14 protein-coding genes, 1 tRNA gene, 1 pseudogene and 1 riboswitch are annotated in these 14,297 nt (G+C 72.4%); of the genes and pseudogenes, 4 read left to right on the forward strand and 12 right to left on the reverse strand.

Annotation, left to right across the window (positions count from 1 at the left end):
- Nucleotides 1–26: 26 nt before the first annotated feature.
- From L1857_RS34935 to dacB, 6 genes are all read right to left on the reverse strand, one after another.
- Nucleotides 27–1,352, reverse strand: coding sequence for a hypothetical protein (locus L1857_RS34935; protein ID WP_094005620.1), 1,326 nt, complete (start codon nucleotides 1,350–1,352; stop codon nucleotides 27–29).
- A gap of 19 nt (nucleotides 1,353–1,371) precedes the next feature.
- The gene (locus tag L1857_RS34940; protein ID WP_020422650.1) at nucleotides 1,372–1,740 is read right to left on the reverse strand and encodes a hypothetical protein; all 369 of its coding nucleotides are present in this window, start codon (nucleotides 1,738–1,740) and stop codon (nucleotides 1,372–1,374) included.
- 136 nt (nucleotides 1,741–1,876) lie between these two features.
- Nucleotides 1,877–2,431, reverse strand: a complete 555-nt coding sequence (hpt, locus tag L1857_RS34945) for a hypoxanthine phosphoribosyltransferase (RefSeq protein WP_094005619.1) — start codon at nucleotides 2,429–2,431, stop codon at nucleotides 1,877–1,879.
- Between the two features lie 3 nt (nucleotides 2,432–2,434).
- On the reverse strand, nucleotides 2,435–3,394 hold the full coding sequence (tilS, locus tag L1857_RS34950) for a tRNA lysidine(34) synthetase TilS (protein ID WP_094005618.1): 960 nt from the start codon (nucleotides 3,392–3,394) through the stop codon (nucleotides 2,435–2,437).
- Nucleotides 3,391–4,443, reverse strand: coding sequence for a zinc-dependent metalloprotease (locus tag L1857_RS34955; RefSeq protein ID WP_094005673.1), 1,053 nt, complete (start codon nucleotides 4,441–4,443; stop codon nucleotides 3,391–3,393). Before L1857_RS34955 ends, tilS begins: the two co-directional genes overlap by 4 nt.
- 22 nt (nucleotides 4,444–4,465) lie before the next feature.
- Nucleotides 4,466–6,436, reverse strand: coding sequence for a D-alanyl-D-alanine carboxypeptidase/D-alanyl-D-alanine endopeptidase (gene dacB / locus L1857_RS34960; protein WP_116110210.1), 1,971 nt, complete (start codon nucleotides 6,434–6,436; stop codon nucleotides 4,466–4,468).
- Nucleotides 6,437–6,602: 166 nt separating this feature from the next.
- Between dacB and L1857_RS34965 the strand changes: the two genes are divergently transcribed.
- The gene (locus tag L1857_RS34965) at nucleotides 6,603–7,121 is read left to right on the forward strand and encodes an inorganic diphosphatase (protein ID WP_094005616.1); all 519 of its coding nucleotides are present in this window, start codon (nucleotides 6,603–6,605) and stop codon (nucleotides 7,119–7,121) included.
- Between the two features lie 61 nt (nucleotides 7,122–7,182).
- On the opposite strand, the gene L1857_RS34970 is transcribed toward L1857_RS34965, so the two are convergent.
- A complete protein-coding gene (locus L1857_RS34970; RefSeq protein ID WP_094005615.1) occupies nucleotides 7,183–8,451 on the reverse strand; it encodes a serine hydroxymethyltransferase in 1,269 nt (422 codons plus the stop codon).
- A gap of 17 nt (nucleotides 8,452–8,468) precedes the next feature.
- A riboswitch (ZMP/ZTP riboswitch) is annotated at nucleotides 8,469–8,554 on the reverse strand.
- Nucleotides 8,555–8,916: 362 nt separating this feature from the next.
- Nucleotides 8,917–9,159 (reverse strand): annotated as a pseudogene (locus L1857_RS35875) (SDR family NAD(P)-dependent oxidoreductase); the annotation flags it as partial.
- Nucleotides 9,160–9,489: 330 nt separating this feature from the next.
- Between L1857_RS35875 and L1857_RS34980 the strand changes: the two are divergent.
- The gene (locus tag L1857_RS34980; RefSeq protein WP_205413204.1) at nucleotides 9,490–9,690 is read left to right on the forward strand and encodes a hypothetical protein; all 201 of its coding nucleotides are present in this window, start codon (nucleotides 9,490–9,492) and stop codon (nucleotides 9,688–9,690) included.
- Between the two features lie 41 nt (nucleotides 9,691–9,731).
- On the opposite strand, the gene L1857_RS34985 is transcribed toward L1857_RS34980, so the two are convergent.
- A complete protein-coding gene (locus L1857_RS34985; RefSeq protein ID WP_094005614.1) occupies nucleotides 9,732–10,253 on the reverse strand; it encodes a gamma carbonic anhydrase family protein in 522 nt (173 codons plus the stop codon).
- Between the two features lie 10 nt (nucleotides 10,254–10,263).
- Nucleotides 10,264–10,845, reverse strand: a complete 582-nt coding sequence (locus L1857_RS34990) for a TetR/AcrR family transcriptional regulator (RefSeq protein ID WP_116110208.1) — start codon at nucleotides 10,843–10,845, stop codon at nucleotides 10,264–10,266.
- Between the two features lie 117 nt (nucleotides 10,846–10,962).
- On the opposite strand from L1857_RS34990, the gene L1857_RS34995 reads away from it, so the two are divergent.
- Nucleotides 10,963–11,652: a Pr6Pr family membrane protein gene (locus L1857_RS34995; RefSeq protein ID WP_094005612.1), complete on the forward strand. Its 690-nt coding sequence runs from the start codon at nucleotides 10,963–10,965 to the stop codon at nucleotides 11,650–11,652.
- Here L1857_RS34995 and L1857_RS35000 read toward each other — a convergent pair.
- Together L1857_RS35000 and L1857_RS35005 are read right to left on the reverse strand one after the other, a co-directional pair.
- On the reverse strand, nucleotides 11,569–12,354 hold the full coding sequence (locus tag L1857_RS35000; protein WP_116110207.1) for a class I SAM-dependent methyltransferase: 786 nt from the start codon (nucleotides 12,352–12,354) through the stop codon (nucleotides 11,569–11,571). The genes L1857_RS34995 and L1857_RS35000 overlap by 84 nt on opposite strands.
- A gap of 68 nt (nucleotides 12,355–12,422) precedes the next feature.
- Nucleotides 12,423–12,496: transfer RNA gene (locus L1857_RS35005), tRNA-Thr, on the reverse strand.
- Nucleotides 12,497–12,609: 113 nt separating this feature from the next.
- Here L1857_RS35005 and L1857_RS35010 point away from each other — a divergent pair.
- Nucleotides 12,610–14,253: a hypothetical protein gene (locus L1857_RS35010; protein ID WP_249467323.1), complete on the forward strand. Its 1,644-nt coding sequence runs from the start codon at nucleotides 12,610–12,612 to the stop codon at nucleotides 14,251–14,253.
- The last annotated feature ends 44 nt before the right edge of the window (nucleotides 14,254–14,297 follow it).

Raw genomic sequence — 14,297 nt, forward strand, 5'->3', positions numbered from 1 at the left:
TTCCGGGTTCGCGCGGTTGCGCCGGATCAGCGGTCGTCCTCGTCGTTCCAGGCCCCGATGACCGGCGGCGCGGTCGCCACGTTGGCGCCGAACGCCTCGTCCGGGTCGGCCTCGACGAGGAAGGAAGCCCTGGTGTGCTCCTCGTCCTCCGCACCCTGCGCGCCGCCGGCCCCCATGCCGCCGCCCATGCCCGAGGCGGGCGGCGGGGTGCCCGCCCCGCCGATGGTGCCACTGGTGCTCATCAGGCTCTGCTGGGCCTGCTGCTGCGCGGCGCCGTGGGCCTGCTGCGACTGGTCGGAACTGGCCGCCGTCTCGTCGCCGGCCGGGCGCTCCTTGGCGCCGGACTTGCTGCCCCGGCCGAGCGCGGCCTTGCCGCCCACCGCGGCCAGACCCGCGGCGCCCAGGCCGACCGCCGCACCCAGCGCCGCCGAACCGCCGCCGCCGGACGAGGTCGGCGCCGCGGCCTGACCGGCACCGGAGACCGCGCCGGGCGCCTGCGCCGGAGGCGCGGGGACACCGTGCGGCCCCGGGGCGCCACCGGGCTGCCCACCGGCGGCGAAGGCACCCGTGCCGCCGCCCGGGAGCCCGGCGGTGACACCGCCGACCGGGCCGATCCCGACCGAACCGAGACCGCCCGGCACCGCGCCGGAACCGGCGCCGACGGACTGCGCCGAGGTGCTGCCGAAGCGGCCGTCCGCGGGCAGGCCGAGCGACTCCGGGCCGAAGCTCGGGGTCGCGCTGTCGACCTCGGACATCGCCTGGGTGTAGGCGTTGAAGTACTGGACCTGCTGCGCGTGCACGGCGCGGGCCTCGTCGGCCTGCACCTTCATGTCGGCGACCATCGCGGCCGGGCCGCCGGCGAGCATCGCCGCCGTCTGCTTGGCCGGGTCGAACTCCTTCGGCGCCGGCATCTTCTTGACCTCGGCGGCCGCGGCGGCCTGCTGCGCCATGCGGTGGGACATGGTGTGCGCCGCGTCGCCGGCCTGCTTGCTGGAGTTCGCGATGCCGACCAGCGCGCCCTGCGCGGAGCCGGCGCCCTGGCCGATCCACGCGTTGCCCAGCTCGGTGATCGCGTTGTACAGGTCGTCGGCCGCCTGGTGCAGGCTCTCGCCGTGCGACTGCCACTGCCGCCCGGTGGCCTCGGCCGTGGCCGGGTCGTTGTTCTGGGTGGCGCCGAGGTAGAGCTGGTTGCTCTCCTGCGAGGCCCAGTTCGGCGGGCTGCCGATGGCGCGGTCGCCGCCGTAGGTGAACCCGCCCGCGCTGTTGCGCGCCTGCTGCACCAGCGCGGCGGACTCGCCGTTGTCGCCCAGCTGGACGGCCTCGCCTCTGGGCTCGCTGCTCGGAGAAGTCATCGTCATCGTCCCCCCGGATTCAGACCTGACGCCCGGACGCCAGCGCGTCCTCGGCGGCCTGCTCGATCTTGTCGTAGTGGCTCATCGCCGCGACGATGGCGTCCTCGGCCTGCTGGTACTGGTTGTAGAGGTTGCGCAGCGCGGTCGCGTACGACTCGCCGCCCCCGTCGGCGCGCTGCACGAACTTCGCGGCGATGGCGTTGCCCACCGGGTTGTTGCCCAGCTTCGGCGGTTCGGCCAGTGCCCCGGCGTTGCGCAGCAGGTTCTCCACCTGGTCCTTGCCGAGGCGGATCTTCTTCAGAACCGCCTGCGCGGCATCCGGGTCGACCCCCAGCTGGCCGTTGACAGCGGCGTTCCGGAACGCCGCGGCGTCCGCGTAGCTCCCCATCAGTTCTCCCTACCCCACGTCCGTACCGCATCGCGGCGCGTCACCCTCGTTCGCACAGGTTAACGCACCGCACCGACACTTATGACGCGTTCCGGCACGTTCGGGTTCACGATTTTCCGGTGCTCACGCACCGTGTTCAGGCGCCGTACACCTTCGGATCGAGCGTGCCGATGTAGGGCAGGTCGCGGTAGCGCTCCGCGTAGTCCAGGCCGTAGCCGACGACGAACTCGTTCGGGATGTCGAACCCGACGTAGCGCACCGGCACGTCCACCTTGACCGCCTCCGGCTTGCGCAGCAGCGTGACGACCTCCAGCGACGCCGGGTTGCGGCTCGCCAGGTTCTTCAGCAGCCAGGACAGGGTCAGTCCGGAGTCGACGATGTCCTCGACGATCAGCACGTGCCGTCCGGTGATGTCCCGGTCGAGGTCCTTGAGGATCCGCACCACGCCCGAGGACGACGTGGACGAACCGTACGAGGAGACGGCCATGAACTCCAGCTGCGCCGGCATCGGCAGCGCGCGGGCGAAGTCGGTCATGAACATGACGGCGCCCTTGAGCACGCCCACCAGCAGCAGGTCGCCGGCAGACGTCTCGCGCTCGTAGTCGGCGGCGATCTGCTTGGCGAGCTCGGTGATCTTGTCGTTGATCTGCTGCTCGGTGATGAGGACGGAGGCGATCTCGCCTTCGTACACGGGTCAGTCCCCTCTTGTTTCCGGTGGATTCATGGCAAGCCTGCCATGCGTCCGGGTCACCACCAAGCCGCCGGGTAGCCAAACGCCGCCCTGACCACGCCAGTCGCCGACCAGCGCGTCGACGGACCGCAGGTGGGCGTCGGTGAGGCCGCGCGCGCCGTGCGCGACGAGCCAGTTCCGCAGGATCCTCCGCCGGAGGGATGCCGGCAGCGGCGAAAGGGCCGGGATGTCCGGTTTCCCGTGCCGCGCCAGGAAGTCCGCGGCGAGCGCGTCCAGCGCCTCGGAATCCTCCCTGAGCTGGGCGGCCGTGCGGGCGAGCGCGGCCGCGACCCCGCCGTGGAGGACGTCTTCCAGCAGTGGCAGCACTTCCGTGCGCAGGCGCACCCGGGTGTAGCGCGGATCGCTGTTGTGCGGGTCCTCCCACGGGGTCAGGCCGAGCGCGTGGCACGCCTGCCGGGTCGTCGCGCGGGGCACGTCGAGAAGTGGCCTACCCCACGGGAGATCCACAGCACGCATCCCGGCGATGGACCGCGGACCGGAGCCGCGGGCGAGTCCGAGGAGGACGGTCTCGGCCTGGTCGTCACGCGTGTGCCCGAGGAGGACGATCCCGCGCTGGTGCTCGCGAAGTGCCGCATACCGGGCGTTCCGGGCCGCCGCCTCGGGTCCGCCGGCACCGGTCACGTCGACGGTCAGGACCTCGGCGGAGTCCACGCCGAGCTTGCGCGCGACCCCGGCCGCTTCCGCGGCCACGCGTGCCGAGTCCGCCTGCAGCCCGTGGTCCACGACCAGCGCGCGCACCGGCAACCCGAGCGCTCGCCCGGTGAACACGGCGGCCTCGGTGAGCGCCAGGGAATCGGCCCCGCCGGACAACGCGACGTCGATCGCGGGCACGCCGGGGCACTCGGCCAGGAGGTTCCGCACCGCGCGGCGCACCGCGGCGACCGCGGGGTGCGGGCCGGTCACGGGTGGACGCGCCGCACCCACGCCTCGGGATCGGCGATCTCGGCCCGGGTCGGCAGCGTGTTCGGCGAGGTCCAGACGGCGTTGAACCCGGCCATCCCGACCCGGTCGACCACGTGCCGGGTGAAGGCCGCGCCCTGCGCGTACTGGCGGATCTTGGCGTCCACCCCGAGCAGCGCGCGCAGCAGGCGGTCCAGCAGGCCGCCGCCCTTGCGCCGCTCGGTGAACCGCGCGCGGATGGTCTCGACGCTGGGCACCACGCTCGGCCCCACCGCGTCCATCACGTAGTCCGCGTGCCCTTCGAGGAGGGTGGACAGCGCCAGCAGGCGGTCGAACACCTCGCGCTGCTCCGGCGACCGCAGCAGCTGACCGACCGCGACCAGCCCGTCGGCCTTGGCGCGCCGGGCCTCGCGCAGCGCCTCCGGCAGCCGGCCGAGCAGGTCGGTCATCCCGTCGTTGTCGCTGGTGAGGCCGCCGACCAGGCGCTCGACCTCGTCGGCGAAGTAGTCGCGCAGCCAGTCCACGGCGGTGAACTGCAACCGGTGGGTGCTCTCGTGCAGGCACACCCACAGCCGGAAGTCGCGGCCCGGCACCTGCAGCGCCTGCTGGGCGGTGACCACGTTCGGCGCCACCAGCAGCAGCCGCCCGCCGCCGTCCGGCCCGCCGAACGGGTCGTACTGGCCCAGCACGCGGGAGGCCAGGAAGGCCAGCACCACGCCGGTCTGCACGCCGGCGCCACCGGCCAGGACGGGCCCGAGCGGGCCGGCCGGGTTGGGCGGCAGTGCCTTCGCGGTGAGCGCGTCCAGCCCGGCGGCGGCCGAGCGCACCCAGCCGGGCCGGTCCACCACGTCACCGGGGAGCAGCGGCAGCCCGGCTCCCAGGCCGGTCAGGTCGCGGACGTGGGCCTCGGCGTCGACCGTCAGCTCACGCAACTCGGTCACGGCCAGGCCGGCCTCCTCACGGGAGACCACCGGCCCGCCGCGGGCGAGGAACGCGCCCGTGGCGGCGGCCAGCGACCAGTCCACGACCGGCCGGGACGCGACCTCGCTCATCGTGTTCACACCTTTCCGGAAGCTATCGGCAGCCACAGCCCCGCAGCGAGGCCGCGACGACGTCCAGTGCCGCCCGCGCGGGATCCTGGTCGGGGCCGTCGGACATCAACGCGAACACCAGGACCCGGCCGTCCTCGTCCAGCACTATCCCTGCCAACGTGTGGACCCCGGACAGAGTGCCCGTCTTGGCGCGGACCCATCCCTTGCCGGACCGCGAGTTCGCGGCGTTGTAGCGGTCGGCGAGGGTGCCGCTGCCGCCGGCGACCGGCAGCCCGGCCAGCATCGGGCGCAGCTTCGCGGTGCGCGGGTCCTTGCCGTCCGGTTCGGCGGCGACCGCCAGGACCTGCGCGAGCAGCTTCGCCGGGACGCTGTTCTGCGGGGACAGGCCGCTGTTGTCGCTCAGCTCGACCTGCGACACGTCGAACCCGTTCTGGGACAGCACGGACAGCGTCGCCTGCGCGGCGCCGGCGAACGACGCCTCGGTGCCGGTCGCGATCGCCGTCATCCGGCCGATGGCGTCGGCGAGGGTGTTGTCCGAGGCCTCCAGCGCGTGCGCGATCAGCTCGCTCAGCGGTGCCGACTTCACCTCGCCGAGCACCTTCGCGTCCTGGGGCGCCTTCGCCTGCCCGGCCGCGCTGGCGCCGAGGCGCTGGGCGAACGTCTGCAGCACGGTGTTCGCCGGCTGGGCGACGCGCATCGAGTGGTCGTTGGTCGGGTCGGTGAGACCGCCGTCGAGCATCACCGGCGTCATCGCGGCCGTGTAGATCGGCGCGTCGTCGGGCGCCCAACCGGGCGCGGTCAGCGGGCCGGACCAGATCGAGGTGTCGATCTGCACCTTCTCGATCGCGCCGCCGCTGGCCTGCTTGACCTGCGTGACGAGGTCGTCGAGGTGGGCGGCACCGGAGTACACCGACTGCTGCCCGGCCGGCAGCGAGGACAGCGTGATGTCCCCGCCCGCGACGATCACCGCGGTGTCCGGCGAGGCGCCCTGGACGACCTTGGTGCTCAGCTGGGTGCCCGGGTCCATCGCGAGCAGCGCGGCGGAGGTGGTCAGCAGCTTGGTGGTCGACGCCGGGGTGCGGAACTGGCCGGAGTTGCGGTCCCACAGCAGTTCGCCGGTTTGGGGGTCGATCACGGCACCGGTGAGCGTGCCCAGCGCGGAGGTCGCGGCGGGGCCGGCCAGCGCCGCGGACACGCCGGCCGACGTCGGTTGCGGGGCCGACTCGCTGGGCGCCTTGAGCGAGAGGGCCACCGGGACCGGCTCCGGGGTGTCGCCCTTGGGCAGGTTCGGCGCCCACGGCAGGCCGAGGCGGTTGGAGACGTAGGGCGTGGCGAGCGCGGCGCCCACCGCGATGACCAGGAGCAGCGCGAGGGCACTGGTGATCAGCACGCGCTTGCGGCGGCGCTTCGGCTTCGCCGCGGGCTCGGCGGGCGGCTTCTCCTCGCCGGTGGTCGCCTCGGCGGGGTGGATTTCGCCGCTGGGCTCGATGCGCATCGGCTGCATGAGCGGAGCAGCGGCGGGCGGCACCGGCTGCGGGCCCTGCGGACGCTCGGCATTCGGCGCGGCAGGTTGCCCCAGCTGCGACTGCTCGCCCTGCGGGCGGTCAGGGTGCGGCGCGGGCTGCGGGGCCTCGGGATTCGGCGCGGGCTGTGGCCGGGGCCGCTCCGGCGGCGCGCCCTGCTCCGGCCGGCCGGGGCTCTGCTCGCCCCGCGCGGCGGGCTGCGGCCCGGGTCCCGGCTGCTGCGGCTGCGCCGGTCGCGGCTCGGGCTTCGGGAGCTGGTGCGGCTCGGTCTCCTGCTCCTGCCGCAGGTCGATCACCTGCGTGCGCTCCGCGTCCGGCTTGGGCGCCGGCACGAACAGCGTCGGCGACTCGGGCAGCGAGGCCTCGCCGGGCACCGGCAGCTGGGCCGTGGCACCACCGTCAGCGGGCTTCTCCTCGGCGGAGACGTCCGCATCTTCGGACGGCCACTCGGGCTGGTCGTTGCTCGGCACGCACCCCTCCTCCTCACCGGCGACACGCCGCCGGGCAAACTCACTGTTGTCAAGACGACATCAGTGCGACTTCCCAACGGCGCGTGGTCCACACTAGTGACGACAAGTTAGCGAAACCGTAAGCCGCCGGTACCGGCGGGAAAAAGACGAGGTCAGCGAGGACGCCGTGGAGTTCGACGCCACGATCGAAATCCCCAAGGGGGAGCGCAACAAGTACGAGGTGGACCACAAGACGGGCCGCATCCGCCTGGACCGGACCCTGTTCACGGCCACCCAGTACCCGGCCGACTACGGCTTCATCGACGACACCCTTGGGCAGGACGGCGACCCGCTCGACGTGCTGGTGCTCGTCCAGGAGCCGACGTTCCCGGGCTGCCTGATCCGCTGCCGCGCGATCGGCATGTTCCGGATGACCGACGAGAAGGGCCCGGACGACAAGGTCCTCGCGGTGCCGTCGGACGACCCGCGGCTGGAGCACCTGCGTGACATCCACCACCTGAACGAGTTCCACAAGCTGGAGATCGAGCACTTCTTCCAGGTCTACAAGGACCTGGAGCCGGCCAAGAGCGTCGAGGGCTCGCAGTGGGTGGGCCGCACGGAGGCGGAGGCCGAGATCAAGCGCTCCTACCAGCGTGAGATCGACCGGCTCGCGAAGGAGGCCGCCGAGGGCGGCGAGCACCACTGAGTGCCGGTCAACGCGAAACGCCCCTTCCCCGCGCGGGGGAAGGGGCGTTCGTCGTTGCTGATCAGGCCCGGTAGCCGGGGATGGGGTAGGCGGCGAGCAGGTCGCGCACCTCACCGGCGATCTTGGTGATCGCGGCCTCGTCGTTCGCGGCGGCCGCGGTGATCGTGCGGTCGATCCACTCGGCGATCTGCGGCTGGTGCTCCGGCGTGAGGCCGCGGGTGGTGATGGCCGCGGTGCCCAGCCGGATGCCGGACGGGTCGAACGGCTTGCGCGGGTCGAACGGCACCGTGTTGTAGTTCAGCTCGATGCCGGCGCGGTCCAGCGCCTGCGCGGCCGGCTTGCCGCCGATCTGCTTGCTGGTCAGGTCGACCAGCAGCAGGTGGTTGTCGGTGCCGCCGGACACCAGGTCGAAGCCGCGCTCGATCAGCGCCTCGGCGAGCGCCTTGGCGTTGGCGACGATGGCGTGGGCGTAGTCGCGGAACTCCGGCTTGGACGCCTCGCCCAGCGCGACGGCGATCGCGGCGGTGGTGTGGTTGTGCGGGCCGCCCTGCAGGCCGGGGAACACGGCCTTGTCGATGGCCTTCGCGTGGTCGGCGTCGGTCATGATCATCGCGCCGCGCGGGCCGCGCAGGGTCTTGTGCGTGGTGGTGGTGATGACCTGCGCGTGGCCGACCGGCGACGGGTGCGCGCCACCGGCGACCAGGCCGGCGATGTGCGCGATGTCGGCCACCAGCACGGCGCCGACCTCCTTCGCGATCTCCGCGAAGGCCGGGAAGTCGATGGTGCGCGGGATCGCGGTGCCGCCCGCGAAGATCAGCTTCGGCCGGTGCTCCAGCGCCAGCTCGCGGACCTGGTCGAGGTCGACGCGGCCGGTCTCCTTGCGCACGCCGTAGCGGACCGGGTTGAACCACTTGCCGGTGGCCGAGACCGACCAGCCGTGCGTGAGGTGGCCGCCGTCGGGCAGCGCCATGCCCATCACGGTGTCGCCGGGGCTGGCGAAGGCCAGGTAGGCGGCCAGGTTCGCGGGCGAGCCCGAGTACGGCTGCACGTTCGCGTGGTCGACGCCGAACAGCGCCTTGGCGCGCTCGATCGCGACCTGCTCGACCTGGTCGATGAACTGCTGGCCCTCGTAGTAGCGCTTGCCGGCGTAGCCCTCGGAGTACTTGTTGGTGAGGACGGAGCCGGTGGCCTCGAGGACCGCCTCGGACACGTAGTTCTCCGAGGCGATGAGGCGGATCTTCTCCGCCTGGCGGCGCGCCTCGTCCTCGACGAGACCGGCGATCTGCGGGTCGGCCGCGGTGAGCGTGGGGATGGCTGGCTGGTGCGTCATCTTCCTACTCCTGACACTGGCCACACCCAGGCGCGCGGTGCCGGCCTCGTCGGTCGCTTCCCGGTGGTGCTCCACCTCTACGGCGCCAGTCGCAAATTGCTGTGCGCCCAGCTTAGTACTCACGTCGCCGGTCTCGCCCACGACCAGCCGCGCGCAGCTCACAGGCCGGAGCCGCCGGTCGCGTCGATCACCTTGCCGGTCACCCAGCGCGCGTCGTCGAGGCGAGGAAGGCCACGACGTCGGCCACGTCGTCCGGCCGGCCGACGCGGCCCAGCGCGGCCAGGGAAGCCGCGTGGGCTTCGGCCTCCGGGTTGCCCCGCGCCACCCCGCGTTGACGTCGGTGTCGATGATCCCGGGCGCGACCGAGTTCGCCGTGATGCCCCGGCTGCCCAGCTCCTTGGCGAGGTGGGCCGCGCCGCTGGAGATGTTGATGCTCCGGCCGGCGTCGCGCAGCCGCTTCACTCCCTCCTGCACGATGAAGAACGGCGCTCGCACGTTCACGGCGAAGACCTCGTCGAAACCGTCCTCGGTCAGTGTCGCCAGGTCCGCACTGCGTCCGATACCGGCGTTGTTGACGATGATGTCGACGACCGGCTCGGGTGCGTGGCGGTGGATCTGGGCGTCGAATCCCGACCACAGGGCGGCGGCGTCGCCGCGACGGCCCAGCTGCGCCTGGAGGGCGAAGGCCCGGCCGCCGCCCGTTCGGATGCGCTCCTATGAAGGCGTTTCCATCGGCGATCCGACCGAGGCGATGGGCATCCGCTCAGGGAGCCTGTACGCCGGCTTCGGGGACAAGAAGTCCCTGTTCGAGGAGGTCGTGGAGGCCTACGGCCGGTCACCGGTCGGCGGCTTCGCGGGTGCGGCGCTTCGCGAGGAGCCGACCGCATAAGGGGCGTTCGCGCGCATCCTGCGCGAGGCCGCGGTCATCTACCCGGACCCCGCGCACCCGGCCGGCTGCCTGGCCATGAGCGCGGGGACCAACGTCACTTCGGAGGACACCGAAGTGCGCGCGTTCCCCGCGATCCGCGCAACCGGAACGTGGACGGGTTCGAGGCCCGGCTGCGGGAGGCGCAGCGGGCGGGGGAACTGCCAGCCCAGGCCAGCCCCCGGGCCCTGGCCGAGTACTTCACCACCGTCCTCCAGGGACTGTCGCAACGAGCCCAGGACGGCGCCACCGCCCCCCAGCTGGCCGCGGTGGCCGAACTGGCGCTGGCTGCCTGGCCGGCAGCGCAACGCTGATCAGTCCGCCCACTCCGGCCGGCGAGATCGCAGCCGGAGCACTAGTCGACGGGTGCGACACCGTCCGCGTGCCGCCGGGCCAGCTGCTGGTAGATGGCCGCGTTGTGGTCGACCCAGCCCCGCGCGGAGTCGGTCAGCGGCACGAACTTCTTGGCCGGGCTGCCCATCGCGATGACCTCCGGCGGCACCTGCGTGCCCGGGGTGACCGTGGAACCGGCGGCGATCAGCGCCCGTTCGCCGATCACCGACTGGTCGAGCACGGTGGAGCCGTTGCCGATCAGCGCCTGCTCGCCGACCGTGCAGTCGTGCACCAGGCACATGTGACCGACCGTGACGTTGCGGCCGATCTCGCACACCCCGGTGTTGACGTGGACCACGGAGTTGTCCTGGATGTTGGCGCCCTCGCGCACGATGATCTTGCCGAAGTCGGCCCGGAGCACCGCGCCGTACCAGATCGACACGTCCTTTTCGATGACGATGTCGCCGATCAGGGTCGCGGTGGGCGCGATCCAGGCGTCCGGGTGGACGGTGGGGCTCACGCCCTCGAAGGAGAACAGAGGCATACCCGGAACCTTAGGCCAGACAGAGCGACTCGATCTCCTCACGGAGGGTGGCGAACGGACGACGCCGGACACGCTGCTGCACCACCGCGCCGAGCAGGTAGGACATCAGGGCCCGGGCCCGCGCCCGCGGGTCGATGACACCGACTCCGGCGAGCAGCTCGGTGAGCAGCTCGGTGACCGACCGCAGCATCGCCTCGATCGCCTCCGGGTGGTCGGCGCGGCTGACCGCGATCCAGTACTCGAACCACAGGAACGCCGACTCGGTCTCCTTGGCGAAGCTGTCGAGGTAGGACTCGAGGACGGCCCACAGCTTCTCCCGCGGATCGGCGTGCCGGCCGGCGACCTCGCGCAGCTCGTCCAGGAAGGCGGTCACGTGCGCGGCCATCGCCCGGTCGACGAGCACGTCGATGTCGGTGAAGTAGTAGTGGATGGCGCTCTTGGTGAGCGGGCTCGCGTCGGCGATCGCCCGTGCCGTGCACCCGGCCAGTCCGTCCCGCGCGAGCACCCGCCGCGCCGCTTCGACGATCTGCTCCTGCTTGGCGAGCTGGTTCGGGGAGAGCCGCTCGCGCTGCCCCGGCGGGGTGACGGCCACTGCGATGTCCTCCTGACTCGGATGAGGACGGTCAGCCTACCTGTCAGGACCGGTGTCCCAAACGCCCCCCGGCGTGGCTCGGGTGCGGGCGGTGGCCGGGGCGTTTACCGTCCCGGGATGAGGATCGCCCGTGTCTGGTTCGGACTGCACGCCCTGGTGGTGCTGGCTGGCGTGGTCATGCAGCTGTTCGTCACCTCGGGCGTGATGGGCGGGCGCTACGAGTCGGCCGCCGCCCGCATGGCGAACGTGTTCGCCTACTTCACCATCCAGTCCAACCTGATCGTGGGATTCACCGGCCTGCTGCTGGCGATCCGTCCACATCGGACGTCCACGGTGTTCCGGACCCTGCGGCTGGACGGGGTGCTCGCGATCGCGGTCACCGGCATCGTGTTCCACCTGGTGCTGGCCGGGCTGCAGGACCTCACCGGGTGGGCGTGGGTCGCGAACCTGTTGCTGCACACCGTGTCCCCGCTGCTGGGCGTGCTCGGCTGGTTGCTGTTCGGGCCGCGCGGCGCGGTCACCTCGCGGATCATCGGCTGGTCGGCGGTCTACCCGCTCGCGTGGGTGGCGTTCACGCTCGTCCGGGGCGCGATCGACGGCTTCTACCCGTACCCGTTCATCGACGTGACCGCGCTCGGGTACCCGCGGGTGGCGGTGAACTGCCTGGTGATCGCGGTGCTGTTCGTCGCGCTGGCGTTCGGCGCGATGCTGCTCGACCGGCTGCTAGGGCGCGGCCTCGACGACGCGGACGAGCCCGGTGGACGCCGGGAGGTGCAGCACCGCCCGGCCGAACCCAGCCGTGAGTAGCGCTTCGCGGGCCGCGGTCTCATCGGCGAAGTGCAGGTGCACGCGGCCCCGCACGAACGCCGAGAGCGCCTGGACGAACGCCCGCACCGCGAAGTCGGCGGTCGCCAGGTGCAGGTCGGACAGGTACCGGCCGCGCTCGAACCGCCGTAGCGCCCGCGCGAAGCGCGACCACATGGCCCGCACGGTCGCCTCGTCGAAGTAGTTGACCAGCCCCTCGGTGACGATCACCAGCCCGCGCGCCGGGTCGAGGCCGGCCACCAGCCGGTCCAGGGCCGTCTCGTCGAGGACGTCCAGTTCGGCCACGCGATGCCCGGGCCCGGCGGGACTCGCGCGGCGCAGGGTGCGGCGTTTGCGCTCGGCCATGCCCGGCAGATCCGCCTCGACGTAGGTCAGGGCGGGGTGGCGCCGGGTGAAGCGCCAGCCGCCGGCGGACAATCCGGCCGCGACCTCGACGACCTGCGTGATCCCGTGCCGCTCGATGGCGTCGGTGAGCAGGTCGTCGATCAGGCGGTGCCGGGCCAGCAGGAAGCCCTCCAGGGTCGGCCCGCCGACCGCGCCGCTGACCGCCATGAGCGGCCGCAGGAGCCGGTGCAGCACGCGGCCCTCGCCGGTCGCGAAGGCGGGATCGGAGAGCCCGTGCCGCACCCACACGTAACCGGTGTAGTGGGCGGTCGGACTGATCGTCTCGGAGCGGCGGGCCATGGCCGGAGAGCCTAGGCCGGAAACGACATCGGGGGCCCTCCGAGTGGAGAGCCCCCGACCGTTGCCGGAGCCGCCTAGGGGAATCGAACCCCTGACCTGCTCATTACGAGTGAGCCGCTCTGGCCGACTGAGCTAAGGCGGCAACACGAACTAGTGTAGCGACCCCTTTCGCGTCACTTCAGCACCCCCCGCGTCGTTAGGCTGTGCGACGCCGATCACACGGGATCGGCCCGTCGTACTGGGAGGACCTTCCACATGCGTCGACGCATGCCTCGCGCGCTGGCGCTGCCGGTCGCCGCGGCCGTGCTCGTCCTGTCGGCCACGCCCGCCGTGGCGCAGAGCACGATCCCCACCACCCCGACCCCGCAGCCGGCCAACCCGGGGCAGCCGCCGTTCATCGGCCAGGAGGGCCCGCAGCCGCTCGGCCACGCCGTCGCCGACGCGGCCGCCGCGCTCGGGGTGCTGCGCCTGCTGCCGAACTCGGTCCCGACCAGCACGATCCTGCCCGGCTTCAGCGATCAGCTGCCGAAGCAGTCCGCGCTCGAGGCCGGGATGGGCCTGTCCAGCGCGCAGGCGAACTCCGAGGCGCTGCTCAGCTACGAGAAGGCGATCGCCCAGTCGTCCCCGTTCGGGCTCGCGGTGGGCGGCAACGCGCCGCAGGCGCCGGGCAGCCTCGTGCAGACCGCGCTGCCGGACAACGAGCAGCCGCTCACCGGCGGGCTCAACGCGTCGGAGAACCCGCTGCTCAACGTGGGTCTGCTGAACGGCAAGGTGCACGCGCGTTACAGCCCGACGCTCGGCCCGTGCGTCGGCACGATCGCCGACGCCAGCACCTCCGTCGCGAGCCTGTCGCTGCTCAACGTCATCCCGTCGCTGCCGAACCTGCCGATCGACGGCCTGGACCTGCAGAACGTGCAGCTGGCCGACGGCTTCGACCCGGCCAAGGGCCTGCAGACCCTCGGCGGCCTGCTCAGCGGCGGCGCCGAGACCAGGTCCGACGGCACGAACGCCGTGCTCAGCCTGCCCAACACGCTGTCCTCGCGGTCGGTGGTGCAGCTGGTCGACATCCCGGGGTCGCCGAACAAGGCGGTCCAGTCGATCTCGACGTTGCAGGCCGCCGACATCGAGATCCTCAAGGGCACCCCGCTGGAGCTGACGCTGAAGGTCGTCAGCCAGCCGACCCTCAAGGTCACCTCGACCGGTGACGAGAAGACCTCGAAGGTCGAGTACACGGCGCCGGTGATCACGATCGAGCGGCAGGGCAAGGTGCTCTACACGCTCGACGCGACCAACCCGACGAAGGACATCCCGATCGGGCTGCCGCTGTCCGGCCTGTCCCAGCAGTTCGGCCCGCTGCAGGACCTGCCGGTGGTCGGTGGCCTGGTCGCGACCGCGCAGAAGGGCCTGCAGCCGGTGTCGGACACCGCGGGCAAGGTGCTCGACCTCGGCGTCCTGCGACTGAGCATCGCCGAGCTGACCCAGAAGGGCCAGAACCTCACCGAGCCGTTCCAGGGCTACCAGCTGGGCGCCTCCGCCCGGATGCTCGACCTGAAGATCCTGCCGACGACCGGGCTGAAGGACCTGCTCCCGGCCGGCAGCGACTCGCTGCCGTCGTCGCTGGCGCAGATCTCCCTTGGCGAGCAGATCGGGCGGGCGTACGCGCCCGAGGGCGGTGTCGTCTGCGGGAGCACCACGACGCCCCCGCCGCCGGCGGGCAATGCGGCTCCCCCGGGTGTGCCGCAGAAGCTCGCCTACACGGCCGGCGCCTACTCGGCGGTGCCGATGTTCTGGACCGGCACCGCGATGCTGCTGCTCGGGGTCGTGCTCGTGGCGGCGTTCCCGGCCCGCAAGCGGATGAAGACCGTTCCGGTGAAGCCGTCGCCGCGCCCGCGGGACTGACGTCTCGGCGATGACAAGGGGCGGTGCCGGGGAACCGGTACCGC

Source organism: Amycolatopsis thermalba (assembly GCF_023376025.1).
Lineage (GTDB): Bacteria > Actinomycetota > Actinomycetes > Mycobacteriales > Pseudonocardiaceae > Amycolatopsis_E > Amycolatopsis_E thermalba.

Coding starts and splice junctions, on each gene's coding strand:
- L1857_RS34935 (WP_094005620.1), bottom strand. CDS start 1,352: ATGACTTCTCCGAGCAGCGAGCCCAGAGGCGAGGCCGTCCAGCTGGGC.
- L1857_RS34940 (WP_020422650.1), bottom strand. CDS start 1,740: ATGGGGAGCTACGCGGACGCCGCGGCGTTCCGGAACGCCGCTGTCAAC.
- L1857_RS34955 (WP_094005673.1), bottom strand. CDS start 4,443: ATGAGCGAGGTCGCGTCCCGGCCGGTCGTGGACTGGTCGCTGGCCGCC.
- L1857_RS34970 (WP_094005615.1), bottom strand. CDS start 8,451: ATGACGCACCAGCCAGCCATCCCCACGCTCACCGCGGCCGACCCGCAG.
- L1857_RS34985 (WP_094005614.1), bottom strand. CDS start 10,253: ATGCCTCTGTTCTCCTTCGAGGGCGTGAGCCCCACCGTCCACCCGGAC.
- L1857_RS34995 (WP_094005612.1), top strand. CDS start 10,963: ATGAGGATCGCCCGTGTCTGGTTCGGACTGCACGCCCTGGTGGTGCTG.
- L1857_RS35000 (WP_116110207.1), bottom strand. CDS start 12,354: ATGGCCCGCCGCTCCGAGACGATCAGTCCGACCGCCCACTACACCGGT.
- L1857_RS35010 (WP_249467323.1), top strand. CDS start 12,610: ATGCGTCGACGCATGCCTCGCGCGCTGGCGCTGCCGGTCGCCGCGGCC.